General features: G+C 60.4%; 25 protein-coding genes. 7 read left to right on the forward strand and 18 right to left on the reverse strand.

Annotation, left to right across the window (positions count from 1 at the left end; translation table 11 throughout):
• Positions 1–31 precede the first annotated feature (31 nt).
• Together G8764_RS02670 and G8764_RS02675 are read right to left on the reverse strand one after the other, a co-directional pair.
• On the reverse strand, positions 32–2,518 hold the full coding sequence (locus G8764_RS02670; RefSeq protein ID WP_166161587.1) for an FtsX-like permease family protein: 2,487 nt from the start codon (positions 2,516–2,518) through the stop codon (positions 32–34).
• Positions 2,512–3,213 carry an ABC transporter ATP-binding protein gene (locus G8764_RS02675; protein ID WP_166161589.1) on the reverse strand — a complete coding sequence of 234 codons (702 nt, stop codon included), beginning with the start codon at positions 3,211–3,213 and terminating at the stop codon, positions 2,512–2,514. The genes G8764_RS02670 and G8764_RS02675 overlap by 7 nt, the downstream gene beginning before the upstream one ends.
• Positions 3,214–3,401: 188 nt before the next feature.
• On the opposite strand from G8764_RS02675, the gene G8764_RS02680 reads away from it, so the two are divergent.
• Positions 3,402–4,103 (forward strand): GDSL-type esterase/lipase family protein, encoded by a 702-nt coding sequence (locus G8764_RS02680; RefSeq protein WP_207951637.1) that lies wholly within the window; start codon positions 3,402–3,404, stop codon positions 4,101–4,103.
• On the opposite strand, the gene recJ is transcribed toward G8764_RS02680, so the two are convergent.
• The 10 genes from recJ to ffh all read right to left on the reverse strand — a co-directional run bounded on the left by recJ (position 4,071) and on the right by ffh (position 14,736).
• Complete coding sequence (recJ, locus tag G8764_RS02685) at positions 4,071–5,813, reverse strand: single-stranded-DNA-specific exonuclease RecJ (protein WP_166161591.1); 1,743 nt, start codon at positions 5,811–5,813, stop codon at positions 4,071–4,073. The two genes, G8764_RS02680 and recJ, sit on opposite strands and share 33 nt — an antisense overlap.
• An 85-nt stretch (positions 5,814–5,898) precedes the next feature.
• Positions 5,899–7,296 (reverse strand): threonine synthase, encoded by a 1,398-nt coding sequence (gene thrC, locus G8764_RS02690; RefSeq protein WP_166161593.1) that lies wholly within the window; start codon positions 7,294–7,296, stop codon positions 5,899–5,901.
• A 113-nt stretch (positions 7,297–7,409) separates the two neighbouring features.
• On the reverse strand, positions 7,410–8,729 hold the full coding sequence (locus G8764_RS02695; RefSeq protein ID WP_166161595.1) for a homoserine dehydrogenase: 1,320 nt from the start codon (positions 8,727–8,729) through the stop codon (positions 7,410–7,412).
• Between the two features lie 137 nt (positions 8,730–8,866).
• Positions 8,867–9,607, reverse strand: coding sequence for a DsbC family protein (locus tag G8764_RS02700; RefSeq protein ID WP_166161597.1), 741 nt, complete (start codon positions 9,605–9,607; stop codon positions 8,867–8,869).
• Between the two features lie 214 nt (positions 9,608–9,821).
• Positions 9,822–10,730 (reverse strand): site-specific tyrosine recombinase XerD, encoded by a 909-nt coding sequence (gene xerD / locus G8764_RS02705; RefSeq protein WP_166162976.1) that lies wholly within the window; start codon positions 10,728–10,730, stop codon positions 9,822–9,824.
• 144 nt (positions 10,731–10,874) lie between these two features.
• Positions 10,875–11,231 carry a 50S ribosomal protein L19 gene (gene rplS, locus G8764_RS02710; RefSeq protein WP_166161599.1) on the reverse strand — a complete coding sequence of 119 codons (357 nt, stop codon included), beginning with the start codon at positions 11,229–11,231 and terminating at the stop codon, positions 10,875–10,877.
• Between the two features lie 111 nt (positions 11,232–11,342).
• Positions 11,343–12,134, reverse strand: coding sequence for a tRNA (guanosine(37)-N1)-methyltransferase TrmD (trmD, locus tag G8764_RS02715; protein ID WP_279538393.1), 792 nt, complete (start codon positions 12,132–12,134; stop codon positions 11,343–11,345).
• Positions 12,135–12,200: 66 nt separating this feature from the next.
• Positions 12,201–12,761, reverse strand: coding sequence for a ribosome maturation factor RimM (rimM, locus tag G8764_RS02720; RefSeq protein WP_166161601.1), 561 nt, complete (start codon positions 12,759–12,761; stop codon positions 12,201–12,203).
• 83 nt (positions 12,762–12,844) lie between these two features.
• Positions 12,845–13,105: a 30S ribosomal protein S16 gene (rpsP, locus tag G8764_RS02725; protein ID WP_166161603.1), complete on the reverse strand. Its 261-nt coding sequence runs from the start codon at positions 13,103–13,105 to the stop codon at positions 12,845–12,847.
• Positions 13,106–13,326: 221 nt separating this feature from the next.
• On the reverse strand, positions 13,327–14,736 hold the full coding sequence (gene ffh, locus G8764_RS02730) for a signal recognition particle protein (RefSeq protein WP_166161605.1): 1,410 nt from the start codon (positions 14,734–14,736) through the stop codon (positions 13,327–13,329).
• Between the two features lie 261 nt (positions 14,737–14,997).
• On the opposite strand from ffh, the gene G8764_RS02735 reads away from it, so the two are divergent.
• The gene (locus G8764_RS02735; protein ID WP_166161607.1) at positions 14,998–15,807 is read left to right on the forward strand and encodes a cytochrome C assembly family protein; all 810 of its coding nucleotides are present in this window, start codon (positions 14,998–15,000) and stop codon (positions 15,805–15,807) included.
• A 109-nt stretch (positions 15,808–15,916) separates the two neighbouring features.
• The gene (locus G8764_RS02740) at positions 15,917–17,200 is read left to right on the forward strand and encodes an HlyC/CorC family transporter (protein ID WP_166161609.1); all 1,284 of its coding nucleotides are present in this window, start codon (positions 15,917–15,919) and stop codon (positions 17,198–17,200) included.
• Positions 17,201–17,221: 21 nt separating this feature from the next.
• On the opposite strand, the gene G8764_RS02745 is transcribed toward G8764_RS02740, so the two are convergent.
• Positions 17,222–17,446 (reverse strand): DUF1289 domain-containing protein, encoded by a 225-nt coding sequence (locus tag G8764_RS02745; protein ID WP_166161611.1) that lies wholly within the window; start codon positions 17,444–17,446, stop codon positions 17,222–17,224.
• Positions 17,447–17,673: 227 nt separating this feature from the next.
• Entirely contained in the window at positions 17,674–18,282 is a 609-nt protein-coding gene (locus G8764_RS02750; protein ID WP_166161613.1) for a CoA pyrophosphatase, read from the reverse strand.
• Positions 18,283–18,545: 263 nt separating this feature from the next.
• On the opposite strand from G8764_RS02750, the gene G8764_RS02755 reads away from it, so the two are divergent.
• Positions 18,546–19,055 carry a DUF3135 domain-containing protein gene (locus G8764_RS02755; protein ID WP_166161615.1) on the forward strand — a complete coding sequence of 170 codons (510 nt, stop codon included), beginning with the start codon at positions 18,546–18,548 and terminating at the stop codon, positions 19,053–19,055.
• A gap of 59 nt (positions 19,056–19,114) precedes the next feature.
• On the forward strand, positions 19,115–19,663 hold the full coding sequence (locus G8764_RS02760) for an NUDIX hydrolase (protein WP_166161617.1): 549 nt from the start codon (positions 19,115–19,117) through the stop codon (positions 19,661–19,663).
• A 39-nt stretch (positions 19,664–19,702) separates the two neighbouring features.
• Here G8764_RS02760 and G8764_RS02765 read toward each other — a convergent pair whose 3' ends face one another.
• The 4 genes from G8764_RS02765 to trxA all read right to left on the reverse strand — a co-directional run bounded on the left by G8764_RS02765 (position 19,703) and on the right by trxA (position 23,771).
• Positions 19,703–20,014, reverse strand: coding sequence for a YqfO family protein (locus G8764_RS02765; protein WP_166161619.1), 312 nt, complete (start codon positions 20,012–20,014; stop codon positions 19,703–19,705).
• A 179-nt stretch (positions 20,015–20,193) separates the two neighbouring features.
• Positions 20,194–21,366: a phosphoglycerate dehydrogenase gene (locus G8764_RS02770; protein ID WP_166161621.1), complete on the reverse strand. Its 1,173-nt coding sequence runs from the start codon at positions 21,364–21,366 to the stop codon at positions 20,194–20,196.
• Positions 21,367–21,472: 106 nt separating this feature from the next.
• On the reverse strand, positions 21,473–22,591 hold the full coding sequence (locus G8764_RS02775; RefSeq protein WP_166161623.1) for a phosphoserine transaminase: 1,119 nt from the start codon (positions 22,589–22,591) through the stop codon (positions 21,473–21,475).
• A 325-nt stretch (positions 22,592–22,916) separates the two neighbouring features.
• Positions 22,917–23,771, reverse strand: a complete 855-nt coding sequence (gene trxA / locus G8764_RS02780; protein ID WP_166161625.1) for a thioredoxin — start codon at positions 23,769–23,771, stop codon at positions 22,917–22,919.
• Positions 23,772–23,980: 209 nt separating this feature from the next.
• On the opposite strand from trxA, the gene G8764_RS02785 reads away from it, so the two are divergent.
• Both G8764_RS02785 and G8764_RS02790 read left to right on the forward strand, forming a co-directional pair.
• Positions 23,981–24,283, forward strand: a complete 303-nt coding sequence (locus G8764_RS02785) for a hypothetical protein (protein WP_243748531.1) — start codon at positions 23,981–23,983, stop codon at positions 24,281–24,283.
• Positions 24,284–24,288: 5 nt separating this feature from the next.
• Complete coding sequence (locus G8764_RS02790) at positions 24,289–25,710, forward strand: DEAD/DEAH box helicase (protein WP_166161627.1); 1,422 nt, start codon at positions 24,289–24,291, stop codon at positions 25,708–25,710.
• Positions 25,711–25,765: the final 55 nt, after the last annotated feature.

Consider the following 25,765-nt stretch of genomic DNA (forward strand, 5'->3'; position numbering starts at 1 on the left):
AACATCTGAGCAATGCAACAACACCCCTGCCCTAACCAAACTCCTGCAAAATCATCGCCGGTGATGTGGTCACCACTCGCCGGCAAGCAAACACACCCATGGCCCCGATCACCAGCGGCGTAAACGCCAAACCAAACAGCCACAACTCAGGGTGGGATTGCGGCTCAATCTGCAGCATCCACTTCTGCACTGACCAGAGCATCAACTCCGCACCCGCCACCGCCATCACACCAGCGCATAAACCCAGCAAACTGAACTCGGCCCAGAGGCTGCCGAGCAGGCGCGAGCGACTGCTGCCCATGGCGCGCAGCAGTGCCACTTCCTGCATGCGCTCGTCGATGCCGGCGCTGACCGAGGCCCACATCACCATAAAGCCGGCGATCAATACCAGCCACAGCATCCACTCGATGCCTTCGCTAACCTGGATGATAATCGACTGGATCTGGGCGATGACGCGGTCCATTTCGATCACCAGTACGGTGGGGAAGCGCAGCAGTATATCGTTGACCACCAGTTTGTCGCCGGGGGCGACGAACACGCTGGTGAGGTACATGGGGGAGAACTGGTCCAGCGCGCCGGGGGAGAACAGGAAGTAGAAGTTGGGGTTCATACTGTCCCACTGCACGGTGCGCACACTGGCCACTTCGGCGTTGAGTTCCAGCCCGCCCACGCTGAAGCGCAACTGGTCGCCGGGTTGCACGCCCAGCTCCTCGGCCACTTCCGCTTCCAGTGACACGCCAACCTGATCGGGGTCGTGCTGCCATTGATCCCACCACTGGCCTTGCACCAGTTTGTTGTCGGCGCCCAGTTGGCTGGCCCAGCTGAGGTTGTTTTCCCGCCGCAATACCCCCACTTGCTGGCGCTGCCGTTCATCCGGCTTGGCGCCGTTGATGTGGGTCAGTCGCGCCCGCACCATGGGGTACATGGGCTGGGGCTGCAGTTGGCGCGCGGCCAGCAGTTGTTGTACTTCATCCACCTCGTGGGGGGCGATGTTCAACAGGAAGTGATTGGGCGCCCCTTCCGGCAGTTGCTGTTGCCAGTCTTCCAGCAGCGAAGTACGCACGCCGATCAGGGTCAGCAACAGCATCACCGCCAGGGCGAACACCAGCATCTGGATGAGGCTGTGGTGGCGGTTTCTTTTCAGGGCTGAGAGGGCCAGGCGCCAGCTGCCACCGAGGCGCTTCAGGGTTTCGGCGCTGCGCAACAGCAGTGCCGCCAGGCCGCCGCCCACGGCCACCAGCATCAGGATGGCCGCGGCGGTAATACCCAGCAGGCGCAGGTCGGCGCTGAACAGCCCCACCAGCAACAGCATGGCCAACAGGCCCAGCAGGGCCTGGGCGTAATAGTGCACGCTGTTGACCGGCAGTTCCCGGCGCAGGATTTTGATCGGCGGTATCGTCGGCAGGTGCCACAGGGGCGGCAACACAAACGCCGCCAGGCAGACCATGCCGGTGACCACCCCGGGCCAATAGGCGTGCCAACTGGCGTCCGCCAGCGCCAGCGGGAACAGCGCCGCCAGGCTCTCGGCGATCAACCGCTGCAGCAGCTCGCCCAACAGCAGGCCGACCAGCGCGGTGATGGCACCCAGCACCAGCAGTTGCACGAGAAAGAGTTTGCTGATGGCGGCACGACTGCAACCGAGGCTCTTGATCAGCGCCACCTGTTCCACCTGGCGGCCGGCGAAACGGCGCGCGGCCATGGCAATGGCGACACCGGCCAGCAGCACCGCAATCATCGAGGCCAGCAACAGAAACTTGCGCCCGGTCTCCATGGAGCGCGCCAGCCCCCGCTGGCTGGATTCGATATCCACCAGTTTCTGGTGTTCGGTAAGCAGTGGTTCGAGTACCGCCTGCAGTTGCTCCAACGGTGCGCGCTCGGCGGCCAGCAACAGCCGGTACTTGACCCGGCTGCCCGGCTGCACCACTTCGGTGGCGGCCATGTCTTCGTAGTTCATCATCACCCTGGCGCCGATGGCAGAAAAGCCGCCGCCGCGGTCGGGCTCGTTGATCACCACCCGGGATACTTGCAGCTCCAGTTCGCCCACCTGGATGCTGTCGCCCAACTCAATATTGAGCAGCGGCAACAGGCGCGAGTCAACCCACACTTCTCCGGGCGCCGGGATGCCGCCGGCCACTTCGATGTCGTCGGGGTCGGTGGCGAACTTGCGCTTGCTGATGGTGAGCTTGCCCAGCAGCGGGTAGCCGCTGCTCACTGCTTTCACGGACGACAGGTGCATCTGTTCGCCGGCAAACACCATGGAGGAGAACTCCGCGGTGCGCGCAGTGCGCACGCCTGCCTCGGCGGCGTACTGCGACCACTCGGCGGGCAATGGCTGGCTGCTTTGCGCCGCCAAGTTGGCGCCGAGCAGGGTTTGGCTCTGGGCTTCCAGGGCAAACTGCAGGCGTTCGGTGAGGATGGCGATGGCCGATACCACGGTGACGGCCAACACCAGCGCCGCCGCCAGGATGCGCAACTCGCCGCCGCGCCAGTTGCGCCACAACAGGCGCAGGGCTAACACGAGCTGGTCTCCGCGGCCGCCAAGGGCGCCTCCTCCGCTTCCAGCACCCGGCCCGCCTGCAGGGCCAGTTGCTTGCCGCAGTGCTGCGCCAGGCGCTGTTCATGGGTGACCAGTACCAGGGTGGTGCCCTGCTGCTGGTTCAGCTCAAACAACAATTCGATAATGTGATGGCCGGTGGCGGTGTCGAGGTTGCCGGTGGGTTCGTCAGCGAACAGGATCTTCGGTTGACTGACAAACGCCCGGGCGATGGCCACCCGTTGCTGTTCGCCGCCGGACAACTGCTTGGGGAAATGGGTCAAGCGGGCACTCAGGCCCACCTGCTCCAGAATCGCTTCGGCTTTCGCCTTGGCCCCGGCAGTACCGCGCAGCTCCAGCGGCAGCATCACGTTTTCCAGCGCGGTGAGGCCGGGCAGCAACTGGAACGACTGGAACACAAAACCCACTATGTCGGAGCGCACCTGGGCCCGCCCCTCCTCGCTCAGGGCAGTGAGTTCCTTGCCGCCGAGCCAGACCTGGCCGGAGCTGGGTACATCCAACCCCGCCAGGATACCCAGCAGGGTCGACTTGCCGGAGCCGGAGGCGCCGGTAATGGCCAGGCTCTCGCCGGCCTGCACCTGCAGGGAGACTTCGTCGAGAATACTGAGGCTGCCGGCGGCAGTGGTAACGCGCTTGCTAATGGCGGTGGCTTTTAACATAGAAGCAACTTATAAACGATTTGTGGATAATGACCGTATTATGGTCTGCTAAAGCAGTAAAATTAAATACCTGCGGTAAACGCGTACACTTTATTACGGTTTTACTGTCTTACACTGTTACTGACTACCAGTGAGCCCTGCTCGATACTGAGCGAGGCCCGTTAAAATAGCGATCAAGGAATAGCTACGTGTTTAATACCAAAATAGTTTCCACTGCGTTCTCTCCGCTAACAGCGCTGCTGCTCCTGCTGTTCACCTTCGGCGCCAACGGCGACGACTACGAGGGCGCTTACGATACCCCCATTGATCCGGGCCCGGGGCTGGCCACCATACTGGTGCTGGGCGACAGCCTCAGTGCCAGCTACGGCATCGACGAGCAACAGGGCTGGGTCAATCTGCTGCGGCAGAAGTTAAGCGAGGAGAACCTCGAGGCACGCATCGTCAACGCCAGCATCAGCGGTGAAACCAGCGCCGGTGGCACCAGTCGCCTGCCAAGCCTGCTGCAGATGTACCAGCCCAATATTGTCATCATCGAATTGGGCGGCAACGACGGCCTGCGCGGTTACCCCATCACCAGCATGCGCAAGCAACTGCAATCCGCCATTACCATGAGCCAGGCCAATGGCGCCCAGGTGTTGTTGCTGGGCATGCAGATTCCGCCCAACTATGGCCAGCGCTACGCCACTATGTTCAGCAATGTTTACCGCGAACTGCAGCAGAAAAACGACATCGCCCTGGTGCCGTTTTTCCTGCAGGGGGTGGCCGGCAAGCGCGAGCTGATGCAGGCGGATGACATTCACCCCACCGCCGCGGCGCAGCCGATTCTGTTGGCCAATGTCTGGCCGGCGCTGTACCCGCTACTCACACGCCTGCAGGTGACGAACAATTAACTGCAGACTCTCGCGGCCACGAAACTCATTGATGTCCAGCTGATAGGCCACATGCACGCGGCTGGCCGCTTCGTTGGGCCACTGTTGTAAATCCACGTTAAAACAGATGGCGTCGAGCAGGTTCTGCCTGGCCGGGTCGGTGGCCAGCAGCAGCTTGAGGTGCTTTTCCCCGACGATACGCTGCTGCACCAGGTAGAACACATTGTCGAACACCGGCTCGGGAAAGTGCTGCCCCCAGGGGCCGGACTCCCGCAGGGTGTAGGCCAGCGCCATATTCAGTTCTTCCTCGGCCAGCTCGCCGTCGGAGAGCACTTCTGCCTGCAGGTCATTGGCGTTGAGGCTGGCGCGCACCACCTGGTCAAAGGCGCGGGCGAAGTCCGGGTAGCGGTCCCTGCTCAGGCTCATGCCGGCGGCCATGGCATGACCGCCAAACTTGTTCAGCAAACCGGGGTTGGCGCTGGCCACAGCGTCGAGGGCGTCGCGAATGTGCAGCCCCTCGATGGAGCGGGCCGAGCCCTTGATCTCATCGGCGTTGGCGTCGGCAAAGGCGATCACCGGGCGATGAAACTTCTCCTTGATGCGCGAGGCGACAATGCCGATCACCCCCTGGTGCCAGTTGCGGTCGTACAGGCACAGGCCCCAGGGCATCTCCTCGCCCTGCTCCAGGTCGATGGACTGCAGGCTGGCGAGGGCCTCCTGCTGCATATTGGATTCAATGGCGCGGCGATCGCTGTTGAGTTCGTCCAGCTCCAGCGCCATTTCCAGCGCCAGTGACTCCGACTCGCACAGCAGGCATTCGATGCCCAGGGACATATCGTCCAGCCGCCCGGCCGCGTTCAGGCGCGGGCCGATGGCAAAGCCCAGGTCGGTGGCCACCAGCCGTTCGGGCCGGCGCTTGGCCACTTGCAGCAAGGCGTTTATGCCGGGGCGGCCGCGGCCACTGCGAATGCGCTGCAGGCCCTGGTACACCAGGATGCGGTTGTTGTGATCCAGCGGCACCACGTCCGCCACGGTGCCCAGTGCTACCAGATCGAGGTAGTCGGCCATATTCGGCTCGGGCAGCAGGTTCTCGGCAAACCAGTTGCGCTGGCGCAGGGCGCCGCGCAGTGCACTCATCAGGTAGAAGATCACGCCCACCCCGGCCAGGTTCTTGCTGCCGAAGTCACAGCCGGGCTGGTTGGGGTTGACGATGGCATCCGCCGCCGGCAACACCGGGCCCGGCAGGTGATGGTCGGTGACCAGTACCTTGATGCCCAGCTCCTGGGCCCGGGCCACGCCGTCGATGGAGGAGATGCCGTTGTCGACGGTGATGATCAGGTCGGGCTGGCGCTGGCGCGCCACATCGACGATTTCCGGGGTCAGGCCGTAGCCGAAATCAAAGCGGTTGGGTACCAAATAGCTCACCTCGGCCGCGCCCATGGCCTGCAGCGCCAGGTAGGCCAGCGCACTGCTGGTGGCGCCGTCGGCATCAAAGTCGCCGACGATGGTGATGGTGTACTGTTCCGCCAGCGCCTGCAGCAGCAGTTCCACCGCGGCATCCACCCCTTTCAATTGCGCCGGGCGCAGCATGGCCGCCAGGGAGCGCTCCAGCTGCTCCGCCGACTGGATACCGCGGGCGGCGTACACCGCCTGCAGGCGCGGGTGCAGGGTGTCGGGCCAGTCTCCCGGCCACTGGGGCGCGGGGCGGCGTACTATGCGGGGGTCTGTCATAAGGTCCAATTGCTACCAGTAAGGGGGTTTAAGTAAAAATGAAAAACCCGCCGGGGGGCGGGTTTTTGTACAGCGGCCGGGTCGATCAGGCGCGGACGTGGCTGGCGATAAACTTCTGTACCGCCGCCAGGTCCTTGTCCAGCACTTCGAAGCGCTCCTCGCGCTCGAACAGGTCGGCCATATGATGCGGCAGGGCCGGGTCCTTGTCCTGGCCGGCCTTGCGCACCGCCTCCGGGAATTTGGCCGGGTGCGCGGTGGACAGGCACACCATGGGCACGTCCTGGTTGCGGCGGGTCTTGCGCGCCGCCTGCAGGCCGATGGCGGTGTGCGGGTCGAGCAGGTATTCGTCGTTCTCGAACACTTCCCTGATCACATCAATGGTCTCTTCGTCGTCCAGGCGATAGGAGCTGAACAGCGCCCGAGCCGAGGCCAGGGCCTTGTCACTGAGGTGCATGGAACCGGTTTTAAAGTCTTCCATCAACTGCTTGATGGCGCTGCCGTCGCGGTCGTAGAGGTCAAACAGCAGGCGCTCGAAGTTGCTGGACACCATGATGTCCATGCTCGGCGACAGGGAGTGGATCAGCTCCTTCTTGGAGTGATCATTGTCGCTGATGCAGCGGTGCAGGATATCGTTGGCGTTGGTGGCGATCACCAGCTGGTCGATGGGCAGGCCCATCTGCTTGGCCAGGTAGCCGGCAAAGATGTCGCCAAAGTTACCGGTGGGCACGGAGAAGGAGATCGGCCGGGCCGGGCCACCCAGGGCCAGTGCGGCGTAGAAGTAGTAGACGATCTGGGCCATGATGCGGGCCCAGTTGATGGAGTTCACCGCCACCAGCTGCCGCCCTTCGGGCAGGAATGACTGGTCGCCGAAACTGGCCTTGAGCATATTCTGGCAGTCATCAAAATTGCCTTTCAAGGCAATGTTGTGGACGTTGTCGGTCAGCACCGAGGTCATCTGCTTGCGCTGCACGTCGGAGACGCGATTGTGCGGGTGCAGGATAAAGATATCGATGTTGTCGCAGTGGCGGCAGCCTTCGATGGCGGCGGAGCCGGTGTCGCCGGAGGTAGCACCCATCACCACCACTTTCTGGTCGCGCTTCTTGAGGATATGGTCGAGCAGGTTGCCGAGGAACTGCAGGGCGAAGTCCTTGAACGCCAGGGTTGGCCCCTGGAACAGCTCCAGAATCCACTCGTTGTGGGCGGTCTGCACCAGGGGGGCAATGGCGTCGTGACGGAAGCCGCTGTAGGACTTGTCGATGATCGCCTGCAGGTCGCTGTCGGAGATCTCCCCGGCCACAAACGGCGCGATAATCTTGAACGCCAGTTGCTGGTAGGACAAGCCCACCCAGGAGGCGATTTCAGCCTGGCTGAAGGTGGGCAGTTGCTCCGGTACGTAGAGACCGCCGTCGGGCGCCAGTCCGGTGAGGATGACATCTTCAAAGGACAGTGACGGGGCTTCGCCACGGGTGCTGATATATTTCACAATCGCCTCTTTTTTTACTCATTTGGTTTGGCCCCGAGGTTCAGTTTCGGGGCCGGATTCAGGCCCGGGGTTGCAGCCGGGCCTTGGGGGTCAATTCAAGCCTCGGGCTCGATTCAGCCCAGGGTTTCCACCCGAATGTGGGTCACTTCACCCAGCAATACATCCAGGGCTTCGATACTCTCCACCGCTTCCAGCAGTTTCTTTTCCTGGGCGCGATCGGTCAAGAGAATCAGCGGTACCGGTGACGGTTCGCCCTCTTCGTCCTCTTCCTCGTTCTCTTTCTGGATCACCGCCTCGATGCTGATGCCGGAATCGCTCAATATCTGGGTGATCTTGTTCAACACACCGGGGTGGTCTTCAATGATCATGCGCAGATAGTAGGCGGTGGTCACCTCCTCGATGGGCAGGATTTCCTGCTCGCGCAGGCTGGCGGCCGCAAAACCCAGGTGCGCCACCCGGCTCTCCGGGGCAGCTGTAGACATGCGCGCCATATCAACCAGGTCGGCAATCACGGCTGAGGCGGTGGCTTCGGCGCCAGCGCCGGCACCGTAGTACATGGTCGGGCCAACCGCGTCGCCTTTTACCAGCACCGCGTTCATAACGCCGTCCACATTGGCGATCAGACGCCGCCGAGGAATCAGGGTGGGATGCACGCGCAACTCGACGCCCTGCTCGGTCTGGCGGGCAATGCCCAGGTGTTTGATGCGATAACCCAGCTCCTCGGCGTTGGCCAGGTCCTGGGGCTCGATGGCACTGATGCCCTCGGTAAAGATCTTGTCGAACTGCAGCGGCATGCCAAAGGCGATGGAGGCGAGAATCACCAGTTTGTGGGCGGCGTCGATGCCCTCTACATCAAAGGTGGGGTCGGCCTCGGCGTAGCCCTTGGCCTGGGCTTCTTTCAACACATCGGCAAAATCGCGGCCCTTGTTTTTCATCTCGGTAAGGATGAAGTTGCCGGTGCCGTTGATGATGCCGGCCAGCCACTGGATCTTGTTGGCGCTGAGGCCTTCGCGCAGGGCTTTGATAATGGGGATGCCACCGGCCACCGCGGCTTCGAAAGCGATGGTCACGCCCTTGGCCTCGGCCAGCTGGAACAGCTCGTTGCCGTGCTCGGCGATCAGGGCCTTGTTGGCGGTGACCACGTGCTTGCCGTGACTGATGGCGGTTTCCACCAGCTCTTTGGCCACGGTGGTGCCGCCGATCAGCTCCACCACCACATCCACGTCGGGGTTGCGGGCCACGTCGAAGATGTCGCGGGTTACCGCCAGGTCGCTGGTATCACAGGCCGGGTTGTCGCGGCGGGCGCCAATTTGCTGGAGAATAATGTCGGTACCGGCGCGCGCGCTGATCTCAGCTGCATTCCGCTTCAAGACATTGACCGCACCGCTGCCCACGGTACCCAGCCCACACAATCCTACTCTAACCGGCTTCAAGGTGACTCCCCTCGCAATTTACTGTTTGGCATGCAAACGCCCCGGACAAAGCCGGGGCGTAATTTTAAGAGCGGGAACATTACTGGCCAGCCCCCGCCCTGTCAATGACTGCCGAGCGGAGAGTGGAAAGATGCCGCTTACAAGCCCATGCGCTGGGCCAAATCGGCCGCTGGCATATAGCCCGGCAACAGCGTGCCGTCTTCGAGGAATATGGCCGGGGTGCCGCGCACACCCAGTTCATTGCCCAGCTTGTACTGCTTGGCGATGGGGTTGTCATTACAGTAGGCCACGTCCACCTTCTCCAGGTTCTTCAGCTTGGTAAGGGTGGTCTGGCGATCCTTGGCACACCAGGCCTGGGCGATTTTCTTGTGGGAGGGGGAATCGATGCCGGCGCGGGGAAACGCCAGGTAGCGCACTTCGATGCCCATGGCGTTGAGCTCAGGCACTTCTTTATGCAGCTTGCGGCAGTAGCCACAGTCCACATCGGTAAACACATACACGGCGCCCTTGCGCTTGCCCTTGGGCGAGAAAATCACTTCTTCGCTGGCCGGAATAGCCGCCAGCTTGTCGCGGCGGATGGGCATCATGGCCAGCTCCTGCATATCCACAAAGCCACCCGGGATAACGCCGTACAGCTTGCCGGTCAGCACATAGCCACCGTCTTCACTCACGTACAGCAGCGGCCCCTGCTCTACCTGCACCTGGTAGAGGCCGGGCATGGAACTGGCTTCAACCTCGCCGTAGACAAAGTCGGGCCGCGCCGTCTGCAGCTTCTCCAGAATGGCCGTCGCCACGGCCTTGTCCACGTCTGCGGCGTGAACGGCCCCGGCCAACATCCATATTGCGACCGCAACGGCCAATCGAACTACTTGCTGCATCCTGTACCTCTATATAAGTCGGGAAAATATAAGTCGGAAAAATATTAAGTCGTGGAACCACAAGGGGAGCACAACAAAGGGGGAACTCTAGCACACTGGCTCTTGGAACATCACCCTGACAGTTTAGTTCCTGCCTGGGGATTTGCCCACCAGTGGCCTGCGACCGGCCCGCTGCCGACCCGACTGCCACCTCGCCAGCATACGCCGCAAATGATCAGGCCCTGGGATGGTGTTCGGCGTGCAGGTTTTTCATGCGCTCGATGGCCACGTGGGTGTAGATCTGGGTGGTGGACAGGTCGCTGTGCCCCAGCAGCAACTGCACTACCCGCAGGTCGGCACCGTGATTGATCAGGTGGGTGGCAAAGGCGTGACGCAGGGTGTGAGGCGACAGGTCTTTTTCGATACCCGCCACCAGCGCCCAGTGTTTGATCCGGTGCCAGAAGGTCTGCCGGGTCATGCGGCTGCCGCGCTTGCTGGGAAACAACACGTCGGACGGCGATTGCAACAACAGCGGCCGCGCCTCCCGGGCGTAGCGCTGCAACCAGTTGGCCGCCTCGTCCCCCAGCGGGATCAAGCGCTCTTTGCTGCCCTTGCCCAGCACCCGTACCACCCCCTGGCGCAGGTTGACATCCGACAGCACCAGGTGGGTCAGTTCGCTGACCCGCAGGCCGCAGGCGTAGAGGATCTCCAGCATGGTGCGATCGCGCAAGCCCAGTGGGTCGCCGATATCGGGCGCGGCCAACAAGCGCTCGACGTCGCGTTCGGTGAGGGATTTGGGCAGCGTGCGCCGCTGCTTGGGGCTTTCGATCAGGGCGGTGGGGTCTTGCTTGATGCGACTCTCGCGCAACAGCCAGGCGTAGAAACTGCGGCTACAGGACAGGAAGCGCGCGGTAGAGCGCGCCGACAACTGCTGCTCCTGCAGCCGAAACGCCAGATATTGGCGCAGGTCTCCGCCGCTGACCCGGTCGAGGCTGACCTTGTGCACGGCGCCCCAGCGGGCGAACAGCTCCAGGTCGGTGCGATAGGACGACAGGGTGGCGTCGCTCAGGCCCTTTTCAATCCAGATGGCGTCGAGCCAGCTGTCGATAAGCGTCTGGTCCTGGGGGGTTGGTTTGGGGGCGATGGCAGCGACGGCTTGAGTACCTGAAATAGTGAGCGTGACCGCAAACTAGCGAGTTCAGGGGCGCTTTTCAAGGGGAATCACCCCAGCGGCGCATAAAAAAAGGCCCCTTTACAGGAGCCTTTTCGAATCGAGGGGTTGAGACGCTTACTTGGCGCCCAACTTTTCCTTGATACGTGCTGCACGACCAGTGAGGTTGCGCAGGTAGTACAGCTTGGATTGACGGACGGCACCGCGACGCTTGACCGCAATACTGTCTACCAACGGGCTGTGAGTCTGGAAAGTACGCTCTACGCCGATGCCGTGAGAGATCTTGCGAACGGTGAACGCAGAGTTCAGGCCACGGTTACGAATACCGATAACCACACCTTCGAACGCCTGCAGACGCTCGCGGTTACCTTCCTTTACTTTCACTTGAACAACCACGGTATCGCCGGGGGCGAAATCGGGGAGGTCCTTCTTCAGTTGTTCGTTTTCCAGTTCCTGGATGATTTTGTTGCTCATGATCGTCTCCTGAGACAGTAGTGTAGCTTCACAGCTAGTTAGCCTATTGGGTTAAACCCGGCGGCCATATTGGGGAACGATAGTTGGCTAATCCAACCGTAAGTTCCCCGGTTAATCGTCCTGACCGTTGCCAGCCTGGGCTTGAAAGTCTGCCAGCAAGCCTTGCTGTTCGGCGGTCAGCTCCTTGTTTTCGAGCAGGTCCGGGCGTCTCTGCCAGGTCCTGCCCAGCGCTTGCTGCAATCGCCAGCGCTTGATCCTGGCGTGGTTGCCGGACAGTAATACCTCCGGCACCCGCCGGCCCTCGTACACTTCGGGCCTGGTGTAGTGCGGGCAATCGAGCAGGCCATCGGTAAATGAATCCTGCTCCGCTGAGTCAGCGTGCCCCAACGCCCCCGGCAACAAGCGCACGGTAGCGTCGATCAAAATCATGGCGGCCAGTTCGCCGCCGCTTAATACGTAGTCGCCGACCGACCATTCGGCGTCCACTTCAATTTCTATCAGGCGTTCATCAACACCTTCGTAGCGCCCGGCAATCAATACCAGGTTGTCGCCACCCGCCAGTTCCGCTGCACCGGCCTGGTTGAACTGCTGCCCCTGGGGGGACAGGTAGATCACCTTGCAGCCCGGCTGCGGTTGGGCCTCAGTTGCGCCTTCCGGCACCGCACTGGCCCAGCTGCGGGCGGCGGCGATGGCGTCGCGCAGGGGCTGAATCATCATCAGCATGCCTGGCCCGCCACCGTAGGGCCGGTCGTCCACCGTTTGGTGGCGGTCCTCGGTATACTCCCGCGGGTTGAACGTTTGCAGCTCCACCAGCCCCTGCTTCAGGGCCCGGCCGGAGACACCGTAATCGCTCACCGCCGCGAACATTTCCGGAAAGAGTGTCACTACGGCAATTCGTTGCAAAGCCTGGTGCCCTCTCTCGATCTGCTTTCTGCGCCTGTACAACTGCCTGGCGGACAGCGGGCCGGGTTAAAACTCAGGGTCCCAGTCCACCAGGATAGTGCCGGCGCCCAGGTCAATGTGTTTCACAAACTGGCCCGGCACGTAGGGAATCAGTCGCTCATTGGCGTCCAGGCTTCCCTCTTCGCCCTGCACCACCAGCACGTCATTGGCGCCGGTCTCAAGCATTTGCTTGACCCGGCCAAGAGCGTAACGCTGGCCTTCGAACTCGGAGATGACCTGCAGCCCTTCGAGCTGGTGCCAGTAATACTCACCACTCTCCAGCTGCGGAATCTGGTCCCGCTCCACCGCAATGGATACCCGGCAGAACTGCTCCGCCAGATCGCGATCGTCCACACCCTTGAGGTGTGCCACCAGGCCGTTGCCGTGGGGGCGATGGGCATCCACTTCGACGCACTTCACCCCGTGGCGGGTTTTCAGCCACCAGGGGGTGTAGTTAAAAATATTGTCCGCGGGCTCGGTGTCAGAGTGGATCTTGACCCATCCCTTGATTCCGTAAACCGCGGTAATGCGACCGACATCGATAAGGTTAGAAACCTTTTGCGCTGAGCTGTCTTTATCTGCGGACATTGTCTTTACAACCCTACTATCCGTTGACGATCACTTCAGCGCCTGGATGCCGGTGCGAGACTGGCTTCAGCCAGCCGCTGCAATCAGGCTGCGGCTTTGGCGGCTTTCTGCTGCTCGTCCAACAACTTGGCAACGCGGTCGGAGCACTTGGCGCCCTGCTTTACCCAGAAGTCGATACGCTCGGCGTCAATGCGCAGGCGCTCTTCACCACCACGGGCAATCGGGTTGAAAAAACCAACACGCTCAATGTAACGACCATCACGAGAGCTGCGGCTGTCAGTTACGGTTACGTGATAGAAAGGACGCTTCTTGGAACCGCCGCGAGAAAGACGAATGCTTACCATGTAAGTCTACTTCCTGTTTTTCTGTGCAATATATGCTCAGTTAAATAACTTTCGTGCTATGCCTCGCGGCATTGCACACTCAAATACTTGTTAATTCGCGCGGGCCGCCCCTGGCAGACGCTTGATGCACCCCAAGGGTGCCGCAGCCACAGATTCAGCCCACGAAAGGCGCGGTATTTTAAGGGAAACCCCCAGCCTTGTATAGCCTTAATTAGCAGAGGTTATTTAAAGCCCGGCGGCAGGCCGCCACCGGGGAAACCACCGGGCGGCATACCACCGCCACCGCCGCCGCCCATCATGCCTCCCAGGCCGCGCATCATCTTGGCCATACCGTCGCCCTTCATCTTCTTCATCATCTTCGCCATTTGCTTGTGCTGCTTGAGCAGGCGATTGAGATCCTGGACATTGGTACCGGAACCATTGGTAATACGGCGCTTGCGCGAGCCGTTGAGGATATCCGGGTTGGAGCGTTCGGCCGGGGTCATGGAGTCGATAATCACCTCCATGACCTTGAACTGGTTGGTCATATTGGCCTGTTCGGCGAGCTGGGCGATATTGCCCATGCCGGGCAGTTTTTCCAGCATTGAGGTCATGCCGCCCATATTCTGCATCTGCTGCAGCTGGTCCTTGAGGTCGTTGAGGTCAAATTTCTTGCCCTTGACCACCTTTTTCACCAGCTTTTCAGCTTTCTGCTTGTCGATCTTGCGTTCCGCTTCCTCGATCAGCGACAGCACATCGCCCATACCGAGAATGCGCGACGCCAGCCGGTCGGGGTGGAACGGCTCCAGCGCGTCGGACTTCTCGCCCACACCGAGGAATTTGATCGGCTTGCCGGTGACATGGCGCACCGACAGGGCGGCACCGCCGCGGGCGTCGCCGTCGGTCTTGGTGAGGATCACCCCGGTCAGGGGCAGCGCCTGATCAAAGGCCTTGGCGGTGTTGACCGCATCCTGGCCGATCATGGAGTCGATCACGAACAGGGTTTCCACCGGATCGATCGCCGCGTGCAAGGTTTTGATTTCCCCCATCAGGGTTTCGTCGATGTGCAGGCGACCGGCGGTATCCACAATCACCACATCGGCGTAGTGCTTGCGCGCGTGCATGATGGCGCCGTTGGCGATATCCACCGGCTTTTGTTCAGTATTGGACGGGAAAAAGTCGACCCCGACTTCACCCGCCAGGGTTTCCAGCTGCTTGATGGCCGCCGGGCGGTAGATATCCGCCGACACCACCACCACCTTCTTCTTCTCTCGCTCCTTCAGGTAGCGCGCCAGTTTCGCCACCGAAGTGGTTTTACCGGCACCCTGCAAGCCCGCCAGCAATATTACCGCCGGCGGCTTGGTGGCCAGGTTGAGCGACTCATTGGCCTGGCCCATGACCGCAACCAGTTCGCTCTCGACGATCTTGATAAATTGCTGACCGGGATTGAGGGCGCGGGACACCTCCTGACCCACCGCGCGCTTGCGCACACTTTCGATAAAGTCCTTGACCACAGGCAGCGCAACGTCGGCCTCCAGCAGGGCTTTGCGAACTTCGCGCAAGGTATCCTTGATATTGTCATCGGTGAGCCGGCTCTTGCCGGTCACCCGCTTCATACTGCGCTGTAAACGATCTTGTAGGTTATCAAACATGGCTAATTACAACTGATGGTTGGCGGTTCGAGTGGAAAACCGCAAGTATAACCAATTTCCGCCCTGCACTGACACCCCGCAACAAGCAAGGATCAATACTGTCAGTTGGTACAGGTGCTGTTATAGATGTTGTTGTGCGCCCACTCTCTGTTAATCGCCGCCTCTCTGTGACAAACTTCCGCCGCCAACACACTTTCGCTAACATGGACTTTTGCCAACCTTATCTTTCTCTAATCAACGGATTGCTACTGCTAATGCACTATGACTGACGACACTGTTCTCGCCATCAATCTCGCCGCCGCCATCTTCTACGCGGTCGGGGCGGTCTTCCTGATCTACCGGACCTTCTACACCCGCACCACCAGGAACGGCTGGCTGCTGGGCTTCACCGCGGTCACCCTGATACTGCACGCCGTTGGTGGCATCAAGATCCTGCACCACCCGCAGGGGCTCGACCTGGGCATCTTTAAAGTGGGCTCGCTGATCTTCTGGGTGATTAACACCCTGATTCTGGCCAGTGGCCTGCGCAAACCTCTGCACACCCTGTTTGTGTTTTTGTTTCCCCTGTCGTCCATATTTATCCTGATGGCCATGTTCAGCAGCGACACCGTCACCGCCATTCCGCTGGACACCAGCCTCAGCATTCACATCATGCTGTCCATCTTCGCCTACAGCTTCCTGATTATTGCCACTCTGCAAGCGCTGGTGCTGTCCTACCAGGATTACCAGCTGAAGCACAAACACCCGGCCATTATTATTCGCCTGCTGCCGCCCCTGCAGACCATGGAAGCGCTGTTTTTCGAATTGCTGTGGGTGGGGCAAATCCTGCTGACCCTGGCCATCGTCACCGGCTTCCTGTTCCTGGAAGACCTGTTCGCCCAGCACCTGGTGCACAAGACCCTGCTGTCGATCTTCGCCTGGGTCATCTATTCCACCCTGCTGCTGGGACACTACCGCCTCGGCTGGCGCGGCAAAACCGCGGTGCGCTGGGCGGTGGGCGGCTTTATCATTTTACTGCTGGCCTATTTTGGCAGTAAGTTTGTGCTGGAGATCCTGCTGCAGGTGCCCTGATTCGGCCCTGCGACCCAGCCCGCCCGGGCGGCGGGCAATAAACTATTGCACCCCTCACCATTCTGGGACACACTACGACCCCTTATCGATAATACGGGTTCCACCCTCATTGAACGACGCTCATCTGGGCCTCCTTTTCGGGATTTTGGCCGTTCTCATTCTTTTATCCGGTTTTTTCTCCAGCTCTGAAACGGGCATGATGTCGTTAAACCGGTACCGACTCAAACACCTTGCCAAAAAGAAGCACAGGGGTGCGATGCGCGCCGCCGACTTGCTGGAACGGCCGGATCGACTGATCGGCGTGATCCTGATTGGCAACAACCTGGTCAACAACTTTGCCGCCGCACTCACCACGGTGATCGCCATCCGCCTCTACGGCGAGGGCGCCGTGTTTGCCGCCAGTATCATTCTCACCCTGGTGGTGCTTATTTTCTCCGAGGTGACCCCGAAAACCATTGCCGCCCTGCACCCGGAAAAAATCGCCTTCCCGGCCAGCATCCTGCTTAAACCGCTGCTGTTCCTGTTTTACCCATTGGTCTGGGTGGTGAATTCCATCTCCAATGCCCTGGCCCGCATGCTCGGGGTTGACCCCTCCAAGACCAGCATTACCGAGCACCTGCGCCCGGAAGAGCTGCGCACCGTGGTGGACGAACACGGCGACCTGATCCCCGACCAGCACCAGGGCATGCTGCTGAACGTGCTCGACCTGGAGAAAGCCACCGTCGAAGACATCATGATCCCCCGCAATGAAGTCTACGGGCTGGACCTGGAGGACGACATCGGCACCCTGCTGAAGCGCATTCGCAGCTCCGATTACACCCGCCTGCCGGTCTATAGCGGCGACATCAACAATATTGTCGGCGTCTTGCACCTGCGCAACGCCTCGCGCTTTATTTACGGCAAGGACGACTCCGTCAGTCACGACGCCATTCGCCGCTTTACCCGTGAACCCTACTTCGTCCCCGAGGGCACGCCGCTGCACACCCAATTGATGCAGTTCCAGCAACAGAAGCGCCGCATGGCCATTGTGGTGGACGAATTTGGCGACGTGCAGGGCATCGTCACCATGGAAGACCTGCTGGAGGAGATCGTCGGTGATTTCACCACCAACCTCGCCGAAGAGGAAGAAAACGAAATTTCGCCGATGGAGAACGAATGGTTCCTGATCGAGGGCGGCACCTCGATTCGCGACATCAACCGCCAGCTGGGCTGGGATTTACCCACCGACGGCCCGAAGACGCTGAACGGCCTGATGATCGAGTTTATGGAGAATATACCCGCCGGCAATATCGGCTTCCAGATCGAGCGCTATCGCTTTGAAACTGTGGAGCTGTCCGACAAGATGATTGAGTGTGCCCGGGTCAAGCAGGTGGCGTGGAGCCAGGCCCAGTAACGGGCGAGCAGCTGCCCCGACTCAAAAAAATGGATTGACCTTGCTGGCGCGCTCCCTGGCCAGGGCCAGCACTGCGCGCCGCTCTGTGTTGTCGTAACTGCGCCAGTGGGTGATTTCCGCCGCGGTGCGAAAACAGCCGACACAGACATCCTCTTCATCCAGGGCACAGATGGACACACAGGGGGATTTCAGCGGTTTTTCTTCCGCGGCTTGAGTAGCTTGAGTGGTTTGATAATCTGTCGTCATTGTTCTCGCTGTAAAGTTCTCGCTGCAAACTTCCCGGTCATTTGTTACGGCAATCTGCCACCATCGCGACCTTGCTAGAGGTCATTTTATAGTGGCCATTTTTAGCAGCCATTTCCAGCTAGCCGCAGCTAGCGCCGCTATGCGCCTGGCGCCCAAGCGGGGCATTGTAACAGGGCCGACCCGCACAGACCAATTCCTGCACCGTATTCCAGCTCCCGCAGCGCTTTCTATACCGCGTTCCAGTGTTTCACTGGCGCCGGATTTTCCGGGCCTATGTCCACATCCAGCGCTGATGAAATAAAGTTGACCAGCAGCCGTGCGGTAAACCCCCAGATCTCGTACCCCTCGTATTCGTAGGCGGGCGACCAGCGATGACCTATATCGCGATTGAAGCGGTCGGTGCGAATGCGCTGGTCGGCAATAAAAAAGCTCAGCGGGACGTGGAAAATGGCGTCCAGCTCGGCGTAATTAGGCACGTAGACCAACCCCTCAGGGACCACACCCACAAAGGGGGTGACGCTCACTCCGCGATAGGTATGGAAAGGTGGCAAGACTCCCAGCACTTCCACCAGATCCGGCGCCACCCCGATCTCCTCGTGGGTTTCGCGCAGTGCGGTATATTCCAGGTTCGGATCCTGCTCCTCCCACTTGCCGCCGGGCAGCGCCACCTCGCCGCTGTGACTGCTGAGGGAGTCCGCACGCCGGGTCAATATCACCGATGGATCGTGCGGGTTATCGGTGATGGCAATCAGCACGGCCGCATGATTCTGCGCCAGCCCGGAGGTTGGTGGCTTATAGGGCGAGGTCTCCAGATACCTGCGTAATTGTTCTAACATTGAGCCTCTTTATTTCTCTTTAAACGCTTGCCGGACTCAGACCGTCAAAACAGCCAAATTATCCCGCCTTCATTTTACCTCGCTAACACTCACTGACGTTACTGCAACGGCAACTGTTTAATCACCTATTGATATAAATCAGCACCTAGGCATTAGCCCGCTGATTCAATAGACTGACCTCAGGCCGGCTGGCACACAAAGCTTTATTTGATTTTCGCGCCACCGCGCCTGCCTGACACGCCCCAGCAGCGGGACCCAGCAGCATGAAGAACAGGTCGACACCGACAAAAGCGCCAAAAACCGTGGATGAACTGCTGGCCCTGGCCAGCAGTGACCCGGATGCGCTGGAGGCGTATCGCCGCGCCCAGGTGCAAAGCATTATCGACAACGCCCCCCGCGAGCTGCGCCAGCGCCTGCGGGGCCTGCAATTTACCATTGACGCCCGGCGCGAACTGCACACCAGCGCACTGGGGGCCTGCATCGAGTTGTCACAGTTAATGCTCGACTCCTACAGCGAACTGCAGGCGTTACTCAATCAGCTGGGCGGCCAGGCCAATACCAGCGAACCTGCCGAGCCGCCGGCCCCGTCAGCTCCGTCAGCCACAATCCTTGCGTTTCCGCCCGGAGTATCGGGCCCGGATCAACCGGGCCCCGGTCAATCTACAGCAGATCAACTTCGCCCCAGCCAACCTAACCCTCAACACCCTGCCCCTGGTCAACCTGCCTCTGGTCAATCTGATAGGGCCGAAACAGACCCGCCAACAGGCAAATAATATCCTCTTCGATCGCCGACTGACTTATAATTGCCAGTTGAGCGAAAGGAGCTTAGTTGATGAAATTTTGCAGTAATTGTGGTTCCAAAGTCTCCCTGCAGGTGCCCGCTGGCGATGATCGCGAGCGCCACGTCTGCGCCGAGTGCGAAACCATACATTACCAGAACCCGCGCATTATTGCCGGCTGCCTGCCCACCTATGAAGACAAGGTATTGCTGTGCAAGCGGGCTATAGAACCGCGCTACGGCCTCTGGACCCTGCCCGCCGGCTTTATGGAAAACGGTGAAAGCACTGAGCAGGGAGCGCTGCGTGAAAGCTGGGAAGAAGCCCGCGCCGAAATTCACCTGCACGGTTTGTACACCCTGTTCAGCCTGCCCCATATCAACCAGGTGTATATGCTGTTTCGCGGTGAGCTGGCGAACCTGAATTTCGCCCCGGGCATCGAATCACTGGAGGTGGACCTGTTCACGGAAGACCAGGTACCCTGGGATCAACTGGCGTTTCCGGTGATGCACAAAACCCTGCGCTACTACTTCGCCGATCGCCCCCGGCAGGCCTTCCCGATTCGCAGTGAGACCATAGCGCGCAGCAAGCCCCCTATCGGCTGACCACCGCCCAAAACCGGCAGCCGTTCAGGCATCCGGTTTTCAGATATCCTCCAGCTTCACCACATCGTAGGCCGGCTCTTCGTAGGGATGGGCACTTTTCAGGGCGCCAACCACAGCGCCAATCAATGGCTCGTCCACCACCAGCTCGACCTTGTACTCTGCCACCGTCTCCACCTGGCCCTGCTGGCCCAGGTAGGGCTGGCTGCCCGCCAGCGGGCGGAACTGCCCCTGGCCGAGGGTTTGCCAGCAGCAGCTGTCATAGGCGCCGATACGCCCCGCGCCCGCGGCAAACAGGGCGTCTTTCACCGGCGCCAGGTGTGACTCCGGCACATAGAAACAGAGTTTGTACATAGTTACAGCACCCCCGGCAGTTTCTGCCACAGTTACGGCCGTGGCGGCACTCACCCGCCAGCCTCGACCATTAAAACGCTAGTGTCCAATTCTGCCATCGCGATCATAAAACAAAAACGGCCGCCCCTGGCAGCCGTTTTTATTTGCTTCAGTTCCCAGCGTCGCCGGGGTGCAGGGCCCTAGCTGAGCACCCGCACGCCGATAACATGGTCGACCTTGCGTATTGCCTCGATCACCTCGTCCGTGGGCAGTTGCTCCACATCGAGAATGTTGTAGGCGATATCACCACGGCTTTTATTGAGCATATCCAGCACATTGATATCGTTGTCGGTAAACACCGACAGCACGTGACCCAGCACCCCGGACACATTGTCGTTGCAGAAGGTGATACGGAACCCTTCCGCCCGCGGCAAATTAATGATCGGGAAGTTGACCGAGTTCTTGATATTGCCGTTTTCCAGGTAATCCATCAGCTGGTCGGCGGCCATAACCGCGCAGTTTTCCTCGGCCTCTTCGGTACTGGCGCCGATGTGCGGCATGGCAATCACGTCGCCGCGACCAAGCAGGCAGGGCTCGGGAAAGTCGCACACGTACATCTGCAGTTGACCGTCATTGAGAGAGTCCACCACTGCCGCCGCGTCAACGATAGCCTCGCGCGCGAAGTTCACCAGCACCGCGCCCCGCTTCACTGACTTCAGGGTATCGGCGTTGATCATATGCCGAGTGGGCTCGATGGCGGGAACATGCATGGTGATGTAGTCCGAGCGTCCCAACAGCGATTGCAGGTTTTCCATGCGCTCAACCTGGCTGGGCAGGCGCCAGGCGGCTTCCACTGACAGCGCTGGGTCGTAACCCACCACGTTCATACCCAGGGCCAGGGCCATTTCCGCCACCATGGAGCCAATCGCCCCAAGCCCTACCACACCGAGGGTACGGCCGTAGAGTTCGTTGCCGGCAAATTGCTTTTTCTGGGCTTCCAGCAGCTTGCCCATTTCGGCGGCATCGGTCATTTCGGTGAGGGTCTGGACATAGTTAATGCCCCCGCAAATATCCCGGGAGCTCAACAGCAAACCTGCCAACACCAGCTCTTTCACCGCATTGGCGTTGGCGCCAGGGGTATTGAACACCACCACTCCAGCCCGGGTGTAGTCATCCACCGGAATATTGTTGACTCCGGCACCGGCGCGAGCAACCGCCTTCAGGGAAGGGGCAATGGCTTCACCGTGCAGCTTGTGGCTGCGCAGCAGGATGGCGTCAGGCGTAGAGATTTCACTCGCCACTTCGTATTGCTCGCGGGAAAAGCGGTTCAGGCCTTTGCTGGATATCGCGTTATAGGTTTTGATTTTAAACATATCGGGTCTTGTCCTTTTCTGTCCTTTCCCGGGCCAAGTTGCCGGGGCCAGTTGAGTTGCCGGGGCCAGTTGAGCTGCCGGGGCCGGATGACCCCGCTGGTCTCAATCAGGCTGCGGTCACTTCTTTATAAGCCCACTCCAGCCAGGGCAGCAGCGCTTCAATGTCCGCCTTTTCCACCGTTGCACCGCCCCAGATGCGCAACCCGTCCGGCGCATCCCGGTAGGCGCCGATATCAAAGGCGACCTGCTCCTTGTCCAGCAACTTGACCATTTGCTTGACCTGGGCACTGCTGGCAGCAACCGTCAGGCAAATACTGGTGTTGGAACGCTGGGACTCATCGGCGGCCAGGAATTCCAGCCAATCGTGGCTGGCGACAAACTCTTCCAGCACCGCGAGATTCTCTTCGGACTTGCGAATGGTCGCCGCCACCCCACCAATGGATTCCACCCAGTTGAGGGCATCCAGGTAATCGGCCACACAGAGCATGGACGGGGTGTTGATGGTCGCGCCCTGGAAGATATCCTCCATCAGCTTGCCGCCCTTGGTCATGCGGAAGATCTTCGGCAGCGGCCAGGGCGGGGTGTAGTTTTCCAGGCGCTCAACGGCGCGCGGGCTGAGGATCAACATCCCGTGGGCACCCTCCCCGCCCAGCACTTTCTGCCAGGAGAAGGTAATTACATCGAGCTTTTCCCAGGGCAGTTCCATGGCGAACACCGCCGAGGTGGCATCGCAAATGGTCAGGCCTTCGCGGTCGTCGGCAATCCAGTCACCATTGGGAACCTTGACCCCGGAGGTGGTGCCGTTCCAGGTAAACACCACGTCGTGGCTGAAGTCGACTGCGTCCAGGTCCGGCAGCTGGCCGTAATCGGCGGTCAGGGAGCGCACATTATCCAGCTTCAACTGCTTGGTGATGTCGGTGTACCAGCCGGAACCGAAGGATTCCCAGTGCATCACATCCACCGGACGCGGCCCCAGCATGGACCACAGCGCCATTTCCACGGCGCCGGTGTCAGATGCGGGCACTACGCCCACCCGGTAGCCGGCCGGCAAGCCGAGGATCGCAGCGGTTTGCTCGCAGGCCTGCTGCAGCGCCGCCTTGCCCAACGCGGATCGGTGCGACCGCCCCAGCGTGCGGACATCCAGCGCGCCGAGGTCGTAACCTGGACGCTTGCTGCACGGGCCGGAGGAAAAGTTTGGATTGTTGGGTTTTACCTGCGGTTGCATATCTCTGCTCCCTGTATTTCAGAACTGCCGGAGCGAGGTTGTTGACCGAACGCGCGCCACCGGGAATATTTTGGGGGTCGGATTATGCCAGCTTTGGTGCAGTCTGTGCAGCGAAAAATGAAATGGATGCGGCAACAGCCGTTGTCACCGCCGCAGGTGGGCCCTGGCGAAGCCGCTTTCCGGGGCTGCCGGACAGGCTGCAGAGGGGCAACAGGCTGCTCCCGGCATTCGGAAACCCAAAGATTTCAAGCACTTACTGGATCCCCGCCTGCGCGGGGATTACATGACGCAGCGTTTTTGGATGAACGCTGGTTAATGGCGCTGATTAATACAGGAGCGTGTATATCTTGCGCTGGTACTCCACCGCCAGCGGGTCGCCCTTGCCGAGGCTGGCGATGATTTCCAGGTAGGTCTTCTTGGCGTTGCCGTCGGCAAAGTTGAGGTTTTTCCGCAAAATGGCGATCAGCAGCTCCAGCGCCTCGCGTACTTTCTGGTTCTGGCTGTACTGGATGGCCAGCTGGTAGGCGATCTCGGCATCATCGGGGTTGCTGGCGTGCTGCTCTTCCAGGGCGCGCAGCTCCGGTGAAGAGGCCGCTTCCCGCTTCAATTTCAGTTGCGCCATGGCCTGCTCGTAGGCGGCATCCTGGTCGACCATTTTCACTTTGGCCAGCAGCGCCTCGGCCTCGTCACAGCGATTGAGGTGCAGGTACACCTGGGCCAGGCCGACGCCGATGGAAGGCTTTTCACCGGACTCCTGGTAGGCCTGCAACAACAGCGGCAGCGCGGCGTTGAAGTTATCCTGCTGCATATATTCGTTGGCTTGCTCGATCAGGGCTTCCCAGGGATCGGGCAGGTACTTTTGCAACAGCTCGCGAATTTCCAGCTCCGGCTTGGCCCCGGCAAAGCCGTCCACGGGCTGGCCGTTTTGCATGATCATCACGGTGGGCAGGCTGCGCACCCCGAATTGGCTGGCGATGGGCTGCAGCTCATCGGCGTTGACCTTGGCCAACAGAAACTGGCCGGCGTATTCATCGGCCAGCTTTTCCAGCAGTGGCATCAGGGTCTTGCAGGGCTCACACCAGTCGGCCCAAAAATCGACCAGCACAAGGCGCTTCATGGACTCGTCAATCAGCACCTGCTGCGCGTTTTCCCGAGTAACTTCGACGATATTTGGGTTCATTCTTCTCTCCAACGGCTATTAATAAGACAGTGCACCACAAATATTGGCCAACTGCGCAATGGCCGTGATTTTAGTGCCACAGGGATTCATAAACAATGCCCGGCCGGACATCGCCGGCAGAAACCCGGGCCCTGCCGGCCCGGCCGCGCGCATGAGCGAAATAACAGAAGCGTTGCAGTTTGGGTTAGAATCATGCCTAATCCGCCCTTTTGTCATTTGAGTCCCTGCTGATGTACGTCTTTTCCGCATCCGCCACCGCCACCCGTGCCCACGAAGGCATAGCGGTTGGCCAGAGCGCCCCTTTTATCGTTTATATCAACTTCCTGGACCTGTTCGGGGCCGAAGCCCTGTGCAAGCTGCTGGTGATGCGCGAGGGGTTTCGCGATGTGGAAATTGAAAAGCGACAGTGGCTGACCCCGGAGAAATGCCAGGATCCACGCATCCAGGCGGCCGACAAGGGGCTTCGCGAAGCCCTCAAGACCGGTTTTGCCATTCAACTGTTCAGCGAGTAGAGCCAATGTCTGATCCACAAAACCCGGTGCCGGAAGGCAGCCCTGCCGCAGTGCCTACCTTTGCCCAGCTGGGGCTGCACGAGCGCCTGCTAAAAGCGGCCGAGGCACTGCAATACCAGCAGCCAACCGACATCCAGCAGGCGGCCATTCCCGTGGCCCTCAGCGGCGAAGACATCGCTGCCATGTCGGAGACCGGCACCGGCAAGACCGCGGCTTTTGTACTGCCGATACTGCACAAACTGCTGCAGGCCGACGCGCCGAAAAGTGGAACCCGGGCACTGATATTGACCCCCACCCGGGAACTCTGCCGACAGGTGGTGAAGCACTGCAAGCAATTGGCCGCGTTTACCCACCTGCAGGTAAACGCCATTACCGGCGGCCACGATTTCAAATACCAGAAGGCTGTTTTTCGCAAGAACCCGGAAATCCTGGTGGCGACCCCGGGGCGCCTGAAAGAGCACCTGGACAAAGGCATTCCCGACTTTTCCGACCTGGAAGTGCTGGTACTGGATGAAGCCGACCGTATGCTCGATATGGGCTTTATGGAAGATGTCACCGCCATCGCCAACAGCTGCAGCCCGGCCCGGCAAACCCTGCTGTTCTCCGCCACCCTGGACAGCGACAAGTTTGCCAACAGCCGCCAGTTTAGCGGCCTGCTGCGATCGCCTCAGGTCATCTCGCTCTCCAGCGCCAGGCAGAGCAGCGCCCTGATCCGGCAGCAAATGGTGTTGTCCGACGACGACAAGCACAAGAACAAGCTGTTGCTCAAGTTGCTGCAACCGGACCTGCAGCGCAAGGTCATCATTTTCACCAACACCAAGACCCAGGCCAACAAGCTGGCCGGCTGGCTCAAGTACATGGATGTCAATACCGGCATTCTGCACGGCGATATGGACCAGGACAGCCGCAACGAGGAGATGAATCGGCTCCGGCGCGGGCGCATAAGCACCCTGGTGGCCACCGACCTGGCCGCTCGCGGCCTCGATGTGCAGGGTGTAGACCTGGTGATCAATTACGACCTGGCGCGCAACAGCGAGGACTTTATCCACCGCACCGGCCGCACCGGCCGGGCCGGGGAAGAAGGCAAGGCCATTTCCTTTATCACCAGCCAGGACTGGGACCGCATGGCGCGCTTTGAGCGCGAACTGGGCCTGAAATTTGAAAAGATCAAGGTGCCGGGTCTCGAAGCCCGGTTTAAGGGGCCTGAAAAGCTCAAGTCGTCCGGCAAGCGCGCCTCCACCACCAAGCGCACCACTGGCAAAGGCAAAGACAAGCCTGAAACCGGCGCCAAAGTGAAGAAGCGCCAGCGCGACGCCAAAAATGTCGGCAAGCGCCGCCAGCCCAGCGCCAAACCATTAACAAGCGCAGCCGCCAAGTGGGGTGACGGTTTCGCACCGGCGCCGGTCAAGAAAAAAGACCGGGATTAGATTCGCCCAGGGTACAGCTACCCGCGCTGGCCGCCGCTGTAGCGGCCGCGGCAAC

The sequence above is a fragment of the Pseudomaricurvus alcaniphilus genome, assembly GCF_011440395.1.
GTDB lineage: Bacteria > Pseudomonadota > Gammaproteobacteria > Pseudomonadales > Cellvibrionaceae > Pseudomaricurvus > Pseudomaricurvus alcaniphilus.